The 13,989-nt window shown below is 53.7% G+C and carries 15 protein-coding genes; 7 read left to right on the forward strand and 8 right to left on the reverse strand.

The features are described 5' to 3' along the window. Nucleotides 1–118: 118 nt before the first annotated feature. The 3 genes from HUF18_RS01390 to HUF18_RS01400 all read right to left on the reverse strand — a co-directional run bounded on the left by HUF18_RS01390 (nt 119) and on the right by HUF18_RS01400 (nt 2,153). Complete coding sequence (locus HUF18_RS01390; protein WP_225690872.1) at nt 119–706, reverse strand: glutathione peroxidase; 588 nt, start codon at nt 704–706, stop codon at nt 119–121. A gap of 90 nt (nt 707–796) precedes the next feature. Then, nucleotides 797–1,180 (reverse strand): DUF2750 domain-containing protein, encoded by a 384-nt coding sequence (locus HUF18_RS01395; RefSeq protein ID WP_225690873.1) that lies wholly within the window; start codon nt 1,178–1,180, stop codon nt 797–799. Between the two features lie 61 nt (nt 1,181–1,241). After that, nucleotides 1,242–2,153 (reverse strand): LysR substrate-binding domain-containing protein, encoded by a 912-nt coding sequence (locus HUF18_RS01400; protein WP_255605535.1) that lies wholly within the window; start codon nt 2,151–2,153, stop codon nt 1,242–1,244. Between the two features lie 129 nt (nt 2,154–2,282). On the opposite strand from HUF18_RS01400, the gene HUF18_RS01405 reads away from it, so the two are divergent. Next, a complete protein-coding gene (locus HUF18_RS01405) occupies nt 2,283–3,413 on the forward strand; it encodes an S-(hydroxymethyl)glutathione dehydrogenase/class III alcohol dehydrogenase (protein ID WP_145470110.1) in 1,131 nt (376 codons plus the stop codon). Nucleotides 3,414–3,422: 9 nt separating this feature from the next. Next, nucleotides 3,423–4,289, forward strand: coding sequence for an S-formylglutathione hydrolase (fghA, locus tag HUF18_RS01410; protein ID WP_225690874.1), 867 nt, complete (start codon nt 3,423–3,425; stop codon nt 4,287–4,289). A 93-nt stretch (nt 4,290–4,382) separates the two neighbouring features. On the opposite strand, the gene HUF18_RS01415 is transcribed toward fghA, so the two are convergent. After that, nucleotides 4,383–5,675: an NCS2 family permease gene (locus tag HUF18_RS01415; RefSeq protein ID WP_225690875.1), complete on the reverse strand. Its 1,293-nt coding sequence runs from the start codon at nt 5,673–5,675 to the stop codon at nt 4,383–4,385. A gap of 263 nt (nt 5,676–5,938) precedes the next feature. Between HUF18_RS01415 and HUF18_RS01420 the strand changes: the two genes are divergently transcribed. Both HUF18_RS01420 and HUF18_RS01425 read left to right on the forward strand, forming a co-directional pair. Next, nucleotides 5,939–6,481: an adenine phosphoribosyltransferase gene (locus HUF18_RS01420; RefSeq protein ID WP_145470106.1), complete on the forward strand. Its 543-nt coding sequence runs from the start codon at nt 5,939–5,941 to the stop codon at nt 6,479–6,481. A 26-nt stretch (nt 6,482–6,507) separates the two neighbouring features. Continuing rightward, the gene (locus HUF18_RS01425) at nt 6,508–7,608 is read left to right on the forward strand and encodes a nucleoid-associated protein (RefSeq protein WP_145470105.1); all 1,101 of its coding nucleotides are present in this window, start codon (nt 6,508–6,510) and stop codon (nt 7,606–7,608) included. Nucleotides 7,609–7,682: 74 nt separating this feature from the next. Here HUF18_RS01425 and HUF18_RS01430 read toward each other — a convergent pair whose 3' ends face one another. Continuing rightward, nucleotides 7,683–8,450, reverse strand: coding sequence for a hypothetical protein (locus tag HUF18_RS01430; RefSeq protein WP_225690876.1), 768 nt, complete (start codon nt 8,448–8,450; stop codon nt 7,683–7,685). Nucleotides 8,451–8,722: 272 nt separating this feature from the next. Here HUF18_RS01430 and dmeF point away from each other — a divergent pair, with 272 nt between their 5' ends. The 3 genes from dmeF (at nt 8,723) to HUF18_RS01445 (ending at nt 11,055) form a co-directional block, all read left to right on the forward strand. Further along, a complete protein-coding gene (gene dmeF / locus HUF18_RS01435) occupies nt 8,723–9,703 on the forward strand; it encodes a CDF family Co(II)/Ni(II) efflux transporter DmeF (protein WP_225690877.1) in 981 nt (326 codons plus the stop codon). A 294-nt stretch (nt 9,704–9,997) separates the two neighbouring features. Beyond that, complete coding sequence (locus HUF18_RS01440) at nt 9,998–10,705, forward strand: DUF4336 domain-containing protein (RefSeq protein WP_145470102.1); 708 nt, start codon at nt 9,998–10,000, stop codon at nt 10,703–10,705. Beyond that, nucleotides 10,702–11,055, forward strand: coding sequence for a GFA family protein (locus HUF18_RS01445; RefSeq protein ID WP_446751460.1), 354 nt, complete (start codon nt 10,702–10,704; stop codon nt 11,053–11,055). The genes HUF18_RS01440 and HUF18_RS01445 overlap by 4 nt, the downstream gene beginning before the upstream one ends. A gap of 27 nt (nt 11,056–11,082) precedes the next feature. Here HUF18_RS01445 and tcdA read toward each other — a convergent pair whose 3' ends face one another. The 3 genes from tcdA to HUF18_RS01460 all read right to left on the reverse strand — a co-directional run bounded on the left by tcdA (nt 11,083) and on the right by HUF18_RS01460 (nt 13,974). Further along, nucleotides 11,083–11,877, reverse strand: coding sequence for a tRNA cyclic N6-threonylcarbamoyladenosine(37) synthase TcdA (gene tcdA / locus HUF18_RS01450; RefSeq protein WP_225690878.1), 795 nt, complete (start codon nt 11,875–11,877; stop codon nt 11,083–11,085). A gap of 89 nt (nt 11,878–11,966) precedes the next feature. After that, nucleotides 11,967–12,641, reverse strand: coding sequence for a hypothetical protein (locus HUF18_RS01455; protein WP_225690879.1), 675 nt, complete (start codon nt 12,639–12,641; stop codon nt 11,967–11,969). A 157-nt stretch (nt 12,642–12,798) separates the two neighbouring features. Then, the gene (locus HUF18_RS01460; RefSeq protein ID WP_225690880.1) at nt 12,799–13,974 is read right to left on the reverse strand and encodes a TonB family protein; all 1,176 of its coding nucleotides are present in this window, start codon (nt 13,972–13,974) and stop codon (nt 12,799–12,801) included. Nucleotides 13,975–13,989: the final 15 nt, after the last annotated feature.

Consider the following 13,989-nt stretch of genomic DNA (forward strand, 5'->3'; position numbering starts at 1 on the left):
GGATTTACTTAGTGTCGACAGGCCCTAGCAAGAAGATCGTTCTGTTATAAAAACGCATAAAAAAACCGGGTAAAAAACCCGGTTTTGCATTTTAAGGTGACGTTAAATAACGCGGACGTTAACGCAACAGCGCTTCAATATCGTCGTCACCGGGAATGGTAAAACTGGAGTTGGAGCTGATGATCTGACCGTCGCGGTTAATCAGGTATTTGTAAAAATTCCACTTCGGTGCTGTGTCCTGGCGGGCCACTTCTTTAAACAGCGGATGAGCGTTATCGCCTTTTACCGGCACGGTCGCCAGCATGGTAAAGCTGACACCAAAATTCTCGAAGCAGATGGTCGCCGCTTCTTCTTCTGATTTGGCTTCCTGATCAAACGAGTCCGACGATACACCAATCACCACCAAGCCACGATCTTTGTATTTTTCGTGAATGGCTTCCAGATCGCCAAACTGCTTGGTGAAGCCACAATGACTGGCGGTGTTGATTAACAGTACCGGTCTGCCCTGCACCACTTCACACAGATCCAGCGTTTTGGAACTGTGCAGCTTTTTCATTTTGTGCTGAAAAATCGGTGCACAGGCATTGCCCTCAGCGGTGGTGGTAAAAGCACTGCGATCGATGGCAACCGCCTGGGTTGAACAGGCACTGACACTGAGCAGCAAAGCGCCCATGGCGAGTCGTTTAAGCAGGGGAATAACAGTCATGGTGTTCTCCGCAGGAAAGGGTTGATGTCACAGAACATCAACACTATACAAAACCTATACAACAAGCAATGAGCGCCGCTAAAGGCGGGTTTATTCCATCGCCTCGCGCAGGGCTTCGTCGAGCTCATTCGGCTCAACCAGCAGCGCTTCTTCTTTCAGGTTGGGGAACACCACCAGATAGGTTTCATCGGCGGTCAGGCCCGCTGTCCAGCGCTCCAACCAGACGTCCAGTGGCACGACTTTGGGGGCACAGTCTTCCCACTCGCCGTTTGCCCATTCAGCGGCATAGTCTGCATGGGGCCAGACAGGCAGGCAGTTATCGCCTTCTGAGGTCAGGGTTACCCAGCCTTCGTCGTTGGCCAGACTCCAGATTTCGCCGTGCGCCACGACCTTGTCGATAAAATACTGATAGCGCTGATGATTCGACAGTTTCAGGCTGGCCTGATGTTCTTTCTGACTGAGGGTATAGCTCATGATGCGTGCCTTAATGCGGGCGTTAAAAAGCGCACTATAAGGACTCGTAGCGGTTAAGTCATTACAGATATTCAGCGTCCGGATCGCTGCCCGCTCCGTTCAGCTGCTGCTCCAGATAATCAATCAGCAGGCGCACCTTGGGCGATAAATTGCGGCTTGGCGGATACAGCGCCCAGATACCTTCACGCGAGGGGCGGATGGCCGGCAGCAGGCTGATCAGCTCGCCGTGCTCAATATAGGGCTGCACGTAATAATCCGGCAGTTGCACGATACCGATGCCTTTCAGCGCCGCATCCAGCAGCGCCGGGCCACTATTAGCACTGAGACTGCCGCTGATATGCACCACCCGCTCGCGACCCTGTTCCTGAAAACGCCAGTAATCGAGGGTACCGGCCAGGCAATTATGCTGCTTCAGTTCCGCCAGCGAATGCGGCTCACCATGGGCCGCCAGATAGCCCGGCGAAGCGCAGGTGTACTGCTCACGCGATGCCAGACGCCGCGCCACCAGCCGATCGTCATCGAGTTTGCCAAGTCGCACGGCCATATCGTAACCGCCGCCGACCAGGTCGAGCTTTTCGTTGGTGAGCAGATAATGCAGCTGAATCTGCGGATAACGCAGAGCGAAGTCATTTAACAAGGGCGCAATATGGCGCTCGCCGTAGCTCATCGGCGCAGTGATGCGCAGCTTACCCTGCGGCGTAGCCTGCAGATTGCCCAGCGCCAGCTCCGCCTCGGCCAGACCATCCAGCAGCAGGCGGCAGTGCTGGTAATAGAGTTGTCCGGGTTCGGTCAGCGCTACCCGTCGCGTGGTACGGAACAGCAACTCACTGCCGAGACGCTGCTCCAGCGCCCGCACCTGACGGCTCACCTGCGCGGTAGACAACCCAAGCTGCACCGCCGCCGCGGTAAAACTGCCGGATTCCGCCACCGCCACAAACTCACGGATGCCCTCCCACTGGGGTATTGATTGCATCTTTCTCGCCCGATTATTACCAATATGTAAAAGTGATTTTATAACCAGCAGGATTATCTCACCAAAAGAAATGATTACACTGCCTGTTCAGAATTTTTTACTCATCATCTTTGCTGTTGGAGATACACCATGACCGCAGAAACCATTACCTGCCGCGCCGCTATTGCCTGGGGCCCGGGCCAGCCGTTATCCGTCGAAGAAGTTCAGGTAGCGCCACCCAAGGCTGGTGAAGTGCGTGTGCGCATCGTTGCCACCGGCGTCTGCCATACCGATGCCTTCACCCTGTCCGGTGAAGACCCTGAAGGTATTTTCCCAGCCATTCTCGGCCACGAAGGCGGCGGTATTGTGGAATCCATTGGTGAAGGCGTGACCAGCGTTGCCGTTGGCGACCATGTGATTCCGCTGTACACCCCGGAATGTGGCGAATGTAAGTTCTGCCTGTCGGGTAAAACCAACCTGTGTCAGAAAATCCGTGCCACCCAGGGCAAAGGCCTGATGCCGGACGGCACCAGCCGCTTCTCACAAAACGGCAAAACCATTTATCACTATATGGGTTGCTCAACCTTTTCTGAGTACACCGTGCTGCCGGAAATCTCTCTGGCCAAGGTCAACCCGACGGCGCCACTGGAAGAAGTCTGCCTGCTGGGCTGTGGCGTCACCACCGGTATGGGCGCGGTGATGAACACCGCCAAAGTAAAAGAAGGCGATACCGTGGCTATTTTTGGTCTGGGTGGTATTGGTTTATCGGCGGTGATTGGTGCGGCCATGGCCAAGGCCTCGCGCATCATCGCTATCGACATTAACGAAAGTAAATTCGAACTGGCCAAGCAGCTGGGTGCGACCGACTGCGTAAATCCGAAAAACTTCGATAAGCCGATTCAGGACGTGATCGTCGAAATGACCGACGGCGGCGTGGATTTCTCGTTCGAATGCATCGGTAACGTTAACGTGATGCGCTCAGCACTCGAATGCTGCCACAAAGGCTGGGGCGAATCGGTGATTATCGGTGTTGCCGGTGCCGGTCAGGAAATTTCCACCCGTCCGTTCCAGCTGGTTACCGGCCGCGTCTGGCGCGGTACCGCCTTTGGTGGTGTGAAAGGCCGCAGCGAACTGCCGGATTACGTTGAGCGTTATTTAAAAGGCGAATTCAAACTGAGTGATTTTATTACTCACACCATGGGTCTGGATGCCATTAACGACGCCTTCGATTTAATGCACGAAGGCAAAAGCATCCGCAGCGTTATTCATTACAACCAGTAAGGGGCTGTTATGACGGACGTGAATACCGATGTTGAGCGCCTCAGCCAGAACAAAAGTTTTGGCGGCTGGCATAAGCAATACCGGCATCAGTCGGCGGTGCTTAACTGCAGCATGCGCTTTGCGATTTTTCTGCCGCCACAGGCCAGTAACGACAACCCGGTGCCGGTGCTTTACTGGCTGTCCGGCCTGACCTGTAGCGATGAAAACTTTATGCAGAAGGCCGGCGCCCAGCGCCTGGCCGCTGAGCTGGGCATTGCCATCGTCGCCCCGGACACCAGCCCGCGTGGCGACGGCGTGGCCGACGATCCGCAGGGCGCTTACGATCTGGGCTTGGGTGCCGGTTTTTACCTGAACGCGACTCAACCACCCTGGGCCGCGCACTACCGTATGGAAGATTATGTACTGCAGGAATTACCAGCCTTAATCGAGGCGCTGTTTCCGGTAAACGACAAGCGCGCCATCAGTGGTCACTCTATGGGTGGACACGGTGCGCTGACGCTGGCTCTGAAAAATCCGCAGCGTTTTACCTCGGTGTCGGCGTTCAGCCCGATCAGCAACCCGAGCCGCTGCCCCTGGGGCATCAAAGCGTTCAGCGCGTATCTGGGCAACGACCGCGAGCAGTGGCTGGCTTATGACAGCAGCGAGTTAATGCGCAACAGTCCTGCGTCAGCGCATTTACCCGCGCTGGTCGACCAGGGTCTGGCCGATGATTTCTTAAGCAACCAGCTGCACCCGGAAACACTGGAAGACGCCGCCAAAGCCAGCGGCTATCCGCTGACCCTGCGCCGTCATGAAGGCTACGATCACAGCTACTATTTCATCAGCAGTTTTATTGATGATCATCTGCGTTTTCATGCGCAGTATCTGGCTGGCTGATCAGCCAGAACGGTAAAACAAAAAAGGCAGTGGATTGCTCCACTGCCTTTTTTATTGCCCGCGATCTTCAGCCGGCGTTTTGCGCACTCTCTATCAGTGCACAAAAATTACTTTCAGCAATAACAGCGCCGACAGCACCCAGACACCGACAGACAGTTCACGCGCTTTACCGCCCAGCACTTTCGCCAGTGCATAGGTGATAAAGCCCAGCGTGATGCCATGGGCAATGGAGAAGGTCAGCGGCGTCATCAGCAGCACCACAGCCACCGGCGCGGCTTCGGTCAGGTCTTCCCAGTCCACTTCTTTCAGCGTGAACAGCATCAGAATCGAGACGTAAAAAATCGCACCGGCCGTGGCATAAGCCGGGATCATACCGGCCAGCGGTGCGAAGAAAATGCTCAGCAGAAACAGAACGCCGACCACAACCGCCGTTAAGCCGGTACGGCCACCGGCGGAAACACCGGCCGCACTTTCGATATAACTGGTGGTGGTTGAGGTACCCAGCATGGCACCGGTCACGGTCGCGGTACTGTCAGCCAGCAAGGCCTGCTTTAAGCGCGGCACCTGACCGTCACTTTTGGTCAGACCGGCACGCTGGGTCACGGCAATCAGGGTGCCGGAGGTATCGAACAGATCAACAAAGAGAAACGCGAAAATAACGCTCAGCATCGCCACATCGAAGGCTTCTGCCAGATTCATCTGCATAAAGGTCGGCGCGATGGACGGCGGCGCAGAAACAATGCCCGTATATTCCACATGGCCGGTGGCTACCGCGATAACACTCACCAGCAACACCGCCAGCAGTACCGCACCGTGGATATTGCGCTGGGTAAAGGCAACAATCAGGAAGAAACCAAGGATGGCCATCGCAGGGCCGAAATCACCTAAATTGCCCAGACTCACCAGCGTCGCCGGATGCGCCACAATAATGCCGGCATTCTTCAGAGCGATCAGTGCCAGAAAGGCGCCGATACCGGCAGCAATGGCTTTTTTCAGCGTGACCGGAATGGCATTGATCGCCCATTCACGGATCTTAAACAGACTGAGCAGAATAAAAATACAGCCCGACAGGAAGACTGCACCCAGTGCGGTCTGCCAGCTGTACCCCATACCCAGTACAACACCGTAGGTAAAGAAGGCATTCAGCCCCATCCCCGGTGCCAGAGCTACCGGCAGGTTGGCCCAGAAGCCCATAATAAAGCAGCCAACAGCCGCCGCCAGACAGGTCGCCACAAATACCGCACCATGGTCCATACCTGCATCGGCCAGCATCGACGGGTTAACGAAAATAATGTACGCCATGGTCAGGTAGGTGGTAACACCGGCCAGCAGCTCGGTGCGTGCATTGCTGCCGAAACGCGACAGCTGAAACAGCTTTTCCAGCATGGGAAGAACCTTTGTTGGTTAGCGAAACAAGCCCGGCAGCCAGCATTCATGCGGCCTCGACTCAGGCAGACTGCTGCCATGAGCCATCCGCATCCGGCGAAGGGAGACTTTTTGTGGCCGCGGATTATAATGCCCAGCTGGCCAAAGCCCAAGAAAACCTGACTGAATGGTCGGTTCTTTTGCCGGCCAGCACCGCAGGCCATACGCCGCACCCGCTCTTATATCCACGTACATTGCCGTACCCGAACCGACAGAGACAGACCATGAGTGCCTACAGCCAGGAAATTAAAGACGCCATCCGTACCGTAGCCAACTGGCCGGAAGATGGAGTGATGTTCCGCGACATCATGCCGCTGCTGCAGAACCGTGCCGTATTCCGCAAGCTGATCGACAGCTTTGTACACCGCTATCAGGACCAGCAGCTGGATGCCATCGCTGCCATCGACGCCCGCGGCTTTATCCTCGGCGCGCCGCTGGCCTACGAGCTGGGTCTGAGCCTGGTACCGGTGCGCAAGAAAGGTAAACTGCCATTTAAAACCGTGACCCAGAGCTATGATCTGGAATACGGCAGTGCCACCATAGAACTGCATACCGATGCCTTTAAAGCCGGCGACCGCGTACTGGTGATGGACGATCTGATCGCCACCGGTGGCACCATGCTGGCGGCCTGTGAACTGGTGCGCCAGCTGCAGGCCGAGGTGGTGGAAGTCGCCGCCATCATTGACCTGCCAGACCTGAAAGGCAGCGAAAAACTGCGTAACGCCGGTTTCGACGTTTATGCCATCTGCGAATTTGACGGACACTAAAAGTGTCCGCTAAGAGATAAAAAATCATGAGCCTGCGCCATTTTGTAACCCATCAGATCAGCAAAGACATCAAAGACCCGGCAGCAACGCTGGTATGCAGTGAACAGGAAGCCGATCTCGACAGCGAACTGGTCGCCCACTTCTACGCCCAGACTGCGGCGCAGCTAAAAGCCGTGCTGACCCAGCGCGCGGGTAAGCGTTACGGTATTTTTCATCCGGAAATTACCCAGGCACGGGCGCAGATTCAGGACTGGCAGGGCGAGCGTCAGAGCTTTGTTGCCCTCACCCGCCGCCTGAGCAAACAGTTCGCCAACGCCCTCGACAATACCGAGCTGGCACTGGAAGGCTACCTCGCCTTCTTTTACGAGCAGCTGGCCGACAGTGACCGCCTGTACATGTTCCACCTGCGGCGCAAAAGCAGCGTATCGATTAATACCGATATGACGCTGAGCGAAACCCATTATCTGGATTTTTCCAATACCGGTTTTGGTGTCATGCTCAACATCACCGACTGGCTGGCCGATGACGACAGCAAATACCTGACGTTCAGTTTTGGCCGCGGCGATAAACCGCTGCAGAACCAGTTTGCCGAATGCATTGGTTTTACCGATACCTTAAATACCGCTGCCGAAACCGAAGAGTTTCTGGAAATTGTTGACGAGTTCAGCCAGACCCTGAGTCCGGAAGACAGCTTTGAATACAAAACCAAGGTGGTGGATTACTGTATTGAGCAGGATCTGCGCGGTGAACCAGTCGTGTTCGATGAGCTGGCCAGCTATATGGAAACCCAGGTCAAAGCCGAACCGGCCAAAGCCTTTGCTCACTATATTGTCGACAAACAAAAAGAACGCCAGCAAAGCCAGCGACAAAACAGCGGATTAACGCCGGAGCAGCTGGCGGCTCAGGGAGCTTCACAACAGGTAGTGGCGGAAGCCATTAAAACCGAGCTGATTCCCGATCGTAAAAAGCTGCGGGGATTTATCCGCTACAGTGGTAAAAATAAAGACCTGAGTCTGAGTTTCTCTGCCAGCCTGCTGGATAAAGATATTATCTTTGATAAAAGCAGTAACGAGCTGCGCATCACCAAGGTGCCGGAGTCGCTACTGAAACAATTAAAAGAATCCTGATTACCGGCAACGCCGAAGAATAAAAATCCGGACATAAAAAAAGCCGCAACTGCGGCTTTTTTTATGCTTTTAACTCAGGATTCAGCACTGGCTTCGGGCTGCAGTTTCTTCAGTAATAACTCACGAATGGAGTCACAGGTGCGGGTCACAATAAAAACGGCTGAGCGTTCGTTATAGGCCAACAAAGTACTTTCCAAAAAGCCCCACTTGCGCTCAACCTGGGTACGTAATTCCGCATCATCCAGTTCGGCAGTTAACGCCTTGAAGAGTTTATTCTGTTGTTCGATACCGGTATCCGTCACCGACAGACCACCGAAAATATTGATATTAAAAAACAGATAAGCAGAAACCATATGTTCAAGACTATCGAGCATATTTAATATGCGCCGGGTTTCATTATCCAGTACCGAGGTATCAGGAATACTGCCATCGAGTACCGCATACAGTTTGTTGTAGTTTTCATTCAGACGGATGGAAAAACTAACGTCTTCCGCTTTTGCTGCAATTGCACGGTTGCTGTCAACGAACTGAGTCATGTCTTGCCAGGCAGGTGCCAGCTCTGGCCAGGTTGCTTTAAGAGCGTTCGCCAGAGCCTGCCCTTCAGCCAGTACGGCATCCAGACGCTGTGCGGATTTACGATCACCATGCTGTAAAGAATAAAGGCTGAATTCAGCACTGCTGCGATAGGCCAGAGTCTGCAATAACAAGCGCTGGCGCACTGTGTCGGCGCTCAGGTTTACCTGAGGCTGGCTTGTATTTACCGGGTTTTCATCAGCATTCACCTGAGCTGTATTCATCAATACTGACCCAAGGGCCATCATCAGTAACAACAGATGCTTCACTCGTTCGTACTCCTTGTTTGCGGTGTTTGCTTAATACAGAGACAGGACAGTTAATCTGCCGCTTGTTGTTTTTTCATTGGCTGAACCTTCTCTTTAACCGGGCCATGGTGTCAATAGTGGTTTGTCATAAAGGCGGACACTAACCCCCGGAATTTTGTGGTACGTCCTTTTTGCCGGTAAGTGCGATAAGATTGTCGCGATACACCATGAAATCTGGGCATACCGTTCCAATTTAGCGGAAGTCATATGCCAAATGTATGACAGGGGTTTTAATGACCGAACACAATATCAGCCATTGGCAACACCCACACCACTTCAGTGGCAGCAATCCGGATGGCGAGCGCAATACCTTTTATGTACTGATTCTGACCGCCGTTACCATGGTGGCAGAAATTATCGCCGGCGCCTGGTACGGCTCCATGGCACTGCTGGCCGATGGCTGGCATATGGGCACCCATGTGGCCGCCTTTCTTATTACATTATTCGCTTACCGTTATGCGCGCCGCCATGCCAACAATCCGGCCTACAGTTTCGGCACCGGTAAGGTGAATGTTCTGGGTGGTTTTGCCAGTGCAGTGGCGCTGGCGGTGGTGGCCCTGGTGATGCTGGTTGAATCGGTGGTACGGGTATTTGAACCGCACGCCATTCAGTTTGATCAGGCAATTCTGGTGGCTCTGCTGGGCTTAGCGGTTAATCTGGTCAGTGCTCTGTTGCTGAAAGACCATCATCATCACGGCCATGCGCACCACGATCACGATCACGATCACGATCATCATGATGATCACAGCCATACTGGCCATGACCATAATTTACGCGCCGCTTACCTGCACGTACTGGCGGACGCCATGACCTCGGTGCTGGCTATTGCCGCGCTGCTGGGCGGAAAATTCTTCGGCCTGAACTGGCTTGATCCGTTAATGGGTATTGTCGGTGCACTGATTATTTCACGCTGGGCGATCGGTCTGGTTAAACAAAGCGCACCGGTATTACTCGACGCCAGTATCAGCGATCAACAGCGTGCCGCTATCCGTCAGACCATTGAACAGGATGGCGATAATCAGGTGGCCGATATTCATATCTGGAAAGTGAGTGGTAATGATTACGCGGCGATTATTTCGCTGGTTACCCACCAGCCACGCCATACCGATCACTACAAAGCATTGCTGAGTGATTTCCGCCAACTGGCACATATCACCATCGAGGTGAATGAATGCCGGATGCCGGAGTGCCCGGTTAACCGTCCGCAACATTAGGGCCTGTCGACACTAAGTAAATCCGGCCTGCTGAGAGCCAGTTTTTCTCAGAACAAGGAGAGAGGAGTGATATTAGCGGGCTAAATGAATGACGAGCGACGATGTTGATGGGAAAAACTAGCCTCAGCCCGGAGGGTTATGGCTAAAAATCCCTCATCCTGCGTTGCTGTTCGTTCGCTTAACCCGTTAGGCCACACTCTCAGCGCCTTGTCTGAGGAATTTTTAGCCGATAACAGGCCTGTTTAATTAGTGTCGACAGGCCCTAAACAGAACAAACATAAAGCAGGGAGTGCGATGAATAATCTTGCAGATAATATCTGGTCTTTTGACGGGGAAGCGGTACCTTTTTTCACCCTTCCCTATACCACCCGCATGACAGTGATTCGCCTGTCATGTGGCTCGCTCTGGATACACAGTCCAATCCGCCTGGATGAGACACTGAAGCAGCAGATTGATCAGCTTGGCCCCGTTCGCTATCTGATAGCACCCAACCAGCTGCATCATCTTTTTCTGCCCCAGTGGCAGCAGCAATACCCTCAGGCGCAGCTGTTCGGAACTCAGGGTGTGCAACAAAAACGTACCGATATCCGCTTTGACGGAGTGTTCACCCCCGACTTTACCGCCCCCTGGCAGGAGGATATAGAACAACTGCTGTTTACCGGCTCTGCGGTGATGGAAGAAGCCGTATTCTTTCACAAAGCATCAAAAATACTGATCGTGACAGACCTGATCGAAAACTTTGCCCCGGATTCTTTTACCCCACTGAAACGTCTGCTGGCCAAAGCCGCAGGGATTCTCGCCCCCAACGGTAAAATGCCGGCCGACTGGCGTTTAAGCTTTTTGTTTCACAAAGCTGAAGCCCGCGCTCATATGCTACGGATTATCAACTGGCAGCCGGAGAAAATCAGCATGGCACACGGCCTGATGGTTGACAGCAATGCCGTCACTTTTTTGCGCCGTTCATTCAACTGGCTGAATCTTAAACAAGAGGATGTGCAATGAGAGCGTATACAGGTTCCTGCCACTGCGGCGCTGTAAAATTTTCTTTTAGCCATGAAGAAATAAGCGAAGGCCTGCGTTGCAATTGCTCCATCTGCATCCGTAAAGGCGCCTTAATGACCAGCTTTGTACTGGCCGCGGATGAGATAACCATCGACGTACAGAATGACGCCCTGGCCACCTATGAATTTGCCAGCGGCATCGCCAAACATCACTTCTGCCGCCATTGCGGTATTTATACGTTTCACCAGACCTTGCGCAAGCCTGGCCATTACCGCGTGAATATCGGCTGCATTGAAGGTATAGACCCGTTCAGCCTGCGTACTGAAGTATTTGATGGTGCGGCGCTGTAAAACGCCGCCTGCAGCGGTTAAAACGCCTCAGCTCTTTTTGCCGGACTCATCAGCAATACGTTTCACCACCCGGGCGGCGGCAACAAAACCAAAGGTACCGGTCACCATGGTGGCCGAACCAAAACCCGATGAACAATCCAGCCGCGTGCTGTCGCCGTCAAAGGATTTGGTCTGACAGACACTGCCATCCGGCTGCGGGTATTGCAGCTGCTCGCTGGAAAATACACAGGGAATAGAATAATTACGCGCCGCATTACGCGAAAAATTATATTCACGCCGCAGTAAAGAACGCACCTTGCGCGCCAGCGGGTCATTAAAGGTTTTATTTAAATCCGCGACCTGAATCTGCGTCGGGTCAGTCTGACCACCAGCAGCACCGGTGGTAACGATACGGATTTTATTGCGTTTACAGTGCGCAATCAGCGCGGCTTTATTCTTCACGCTGTCGATGCAGTCGATCACATAATCCATGCCGGTATGGATTAATTCACGCTGATTATTGACGGTCACAAATTCCATCAGCGCATGCACTTTGCACTCCGGATTAATGCGACGGATACGCTCGGCCACGGCTTCGACTTTCAGCTTGCCGATATCACCGCCCAGCGCATGAATCTGACGATTGGTGTTGGTGACGCAGATATCATCCATATCGATCAGGGTGATTTCCCCAACGCCGGAGCGCGCCAGTGCTTCCGCCGCCCAGGAGCCCACGCCGCCAATGCCGACCACACAGACATGGGATGCGTGCAGACGCTGAAGACCGGCAACGCCGTACAAACGGCCAATACCACCAAAACGATCAAGATAGTCGGGAGTCATGCACACCTTTTGAGCAATAGCAGATCAATACCAGAGCAATATCAGGCGAACACAAAGAAGCGCCGCCGTTAATAACGGCGCGCAGTATATCAGAGGGTAGAGACGCGGGCTGCCTGCAGATTGGCAGATGTTGATGCCTGAGCATTGACCATTGGCTCTTTACGGCGCAACCAGCGAGCCGTTTCGGCAATACGGCGCAGCGAAGGCTCACCACGGTCATATTGCAGTAACAGAGTCTTGGCTTCGGATGCCGGCAACTCGCCCAGCAGACCGGCTTTCAGTTCCGGAATCGGGGCAATACGTGCGGTCAGGGTACTGACAAGTAACGGCAGGAACGCAGACGATAACCGTGCATGTTCACGATAATTAAGGGTTACAACAGCAGCGTCGCCTTCCTGCTCGATAACCAGATGGTCATTGGTCTTCAGCGGCCCTTTCACCAGCTCAAAAAAAGCACTGAGGTCGGCGGCATAGGTGTTCCAGACATCATCACCGTGAACCACCGCAAAAGCTTCCTGCCACAGCTGGCGGAAACGGTAGGCGCTGATCTTGTCTTCCAGCACTTTAAATTCAAGGCGTTCCGGCTCTGCAACAGCGGACTCGGTGGCGGCAGTCTTATCAGCCGCACTGACCTCAGCGGTATACAGTGCAGTCAGAAACCAGGGTTTATTGAGCGTCTGAAAAATACCAACGCCCTGTAACTCAGCCGCCTGACTCTGGACGGACCAGATCAGGGCAACAATAACGGTTAACAGATTACGCATGGTGAAGCCTCCACTCCTGCTTTCAAACAACTCAATAAACACCCGTATAATGTTCCCTCAATCAACGGGCCTCAACGACCCTTTGCGCCACCAGAGAAAGGTTTTGCAACCTCTTAAAATGTGAACTAATTCCTTGTTTTTAATCACAAAAATAAAGTCAGTTGCGGGCAAGTACAAAGCGGAAAGGGATATCAAATTCGAAGTTTTCTCCCTGCAGAAGCTCCGGCACCGGAGGGTATGGCGCGGCTTTTTTCGCAGCCCGTAATGCTGCCCGGTCGAGCAGACTGACCGCCGAACTTTCACTGGTATCGGCAAGCAGTAACTCCCCCTCGCGATTCAGCTGCAAACTCACACGTACCGTGCCTTCCAGCCGTTTTCTCAGTGCCTGATCCGGGTACTGAACCTGGCTATTGGCCAGCCGTAACAAGGCACGGTAATACTGCATCTCAGCCTGCTGCCGGGCGATCAGCTGCGCTCGCGCGTGCGCCTGTTCGGCTGCTGCCAGAACACGCTCTTTTTCGCGTTTTTCTGCCATTCTGGCCGCCAGATCCGATGCCGTTTCCGGCTGTTTTTTCCGCTCCGACACCTCCGGCAGCGACACCTGCTCTGTAACCGCTGGCGGCGTTTTTACTGCAGGTTGTGACAATTTTGGTACATTTGATTCCACTTTTTGCGCCACCACCGTTACATTTTCGGCTGCGACAGGTCGCGCCGCTGTGACCGGTTGTGCCCGGGCGGTGTGATCCGCATCACGTTTCAGCCAACCAGCAATAACCTCTGCCCGTCCCGGTTTCATTTGTCTGGCATCCCAACTGGCTTTCAGCTCGCTGCGCTCCGCTGCTTTCATCCGCAGCAGGTCTTCACGAAATCCGGGAGACTGCGGGAACTTGCCAATCCAGGCAGCCAGCAACAGACGCACAAAACTACCATCCTCAATCAACAGCACTTCCACATCATTGATCAGCACACGGCAGGGACCGCTTTCATTACTGATCAGCATCCGGTCTCCCTCACGCAAATCATCTTGCAGCAGATTGGTAAAGCGGCTGATATCTTCCAAACGCGCATTCATTTCCGCTTCACTCAGATTGATGGCCAGCCCTTCATTCCACAGCCGGTAAAAACGGCGCGGCGATATGCGCTCCGCCAGCACACGGATTTCCAGAGCCAATGGCTGCTCTGCGCTCAGCCACTGCTGGCTGTCGTTCAGATCGCTGTAGACAGCCGCCAGATACACATCGTTATTCAGACGGCGATAAGTTCCCATCGCCTGTAACTCAAGCGCCTGGGCAGGAGCCAGCCAAAAAGTCAGAAAGAAGAGTAAGAAGCGCATCGTCGGTCATCCTGA

This window comes from Thalassolituus sp. ST750PaO-4 (assembly GCF_020320405.1).
Classification (GTDB): domain Bacteria; phylum Pseudomonadota; class Gammaproteobacteria; order Pseudomonadales; family Oceanobacteraceae; genus Venatoribacter; species Venatoribacter alkanivorans.

Bases quoted from the DNA above. Each gene is read 5' to 3' on its own strand.
- fghA (WP_225690874.1), top strand. From the start codon at position 3,423: ATGACGGACGTGAATACCGATGTTGAGCGCCTCAGCCAGAACAAAAGT.
- HUF18_RS01400 (WP_255605535.1), bottom strand. From the start codon at position 2,153: ATGCAATCAATACCCCAGTGGGAGGGCATCCGTGAGTTTGTGGCGGTG.
- HUF18_RS01395 (WP_225690873.1), bottom strand. From the start codon at position 1,180: ATGAGCTATACCCTCAGTCAGAAAGAACATCAGGCCAGCCTGAAACTG.
- HUF18_RS01415 (WP_225690875.1), bottom strand. From the start codon at position 5,675: ATGCTGGAAAAGCTGTTTCAGCTGTCGCGTTTCGGCAGCAATGCACGC.
- tcdA (WP_225690878.1), bottom strand. From the start codon at position 11,877: ATGACTCCCGACTATCTTGATCGTTTTGGTGGTATTGGCCGTTTGTAC.
- HUF18_RS01405 (WP_145470110.1), top strand. From the start codon at position 2,283: ATGACCGCAGAAACCATTACCTGCCGCGCCGCTATTGCCTGGGGCCCG.
- HUF18_RS01460 (WP_225690880.1), bottom strand. From the start codon at position 13,974: ATGCGCTTCTTACTCTTCTTTCTGACTTTTTGGCTGGCTCCTGCCCAG.
- HUF18_RS01390 (WP_225690872.1), bottom strand. From the start codon at position 706: ATGACTGTTATTCCCCTGCTTAAACGACTCGCCATGGGCGCTTTGCTG.
- HUF18_RS01425 (WP_145470105.1), top strand. From the start codon at position 6,508: ATGAGCCTGCGCCATTTTGTAACCCATCAGATCAGCAAAGACATCAAA.
- HUF18_RS01420 (WP_145470106.1), top strand. From the start codon at position 5,939: ATGAGTGCCTACAGCCAGGAAATTAAAGACGCCATCCGTACCGTAGCC.
- HUF18_RS01445 (WP_446751460.1), top strand. From the start codon at position 10,702: ATGAGAGCGTATACAGGTTCCTGCCACTGCGGCGCTGTAAAATTTTCT.
- HUF18_RS01440 (WP_145470102.1), top strand. From the start codon at position 9,998: ATGAATAATCTTGCAGATAATATCTGGTCTTTTGACGGGGAAGCGGTA.
- dmeF (WP_225690877.1), top strand. From the start codon at position 8,723: ATGACCGAACACAATATCAGCCATTGGCAACACCCACACCACTTCAGT.
- HUF18_RS01455 (WP_225690879.1), bottom strand. From the start codon at position 12,641: ATGCGTAATCTGTTAACCGTTATTGTTGCCCTGATCTGGTCCGTCCAG.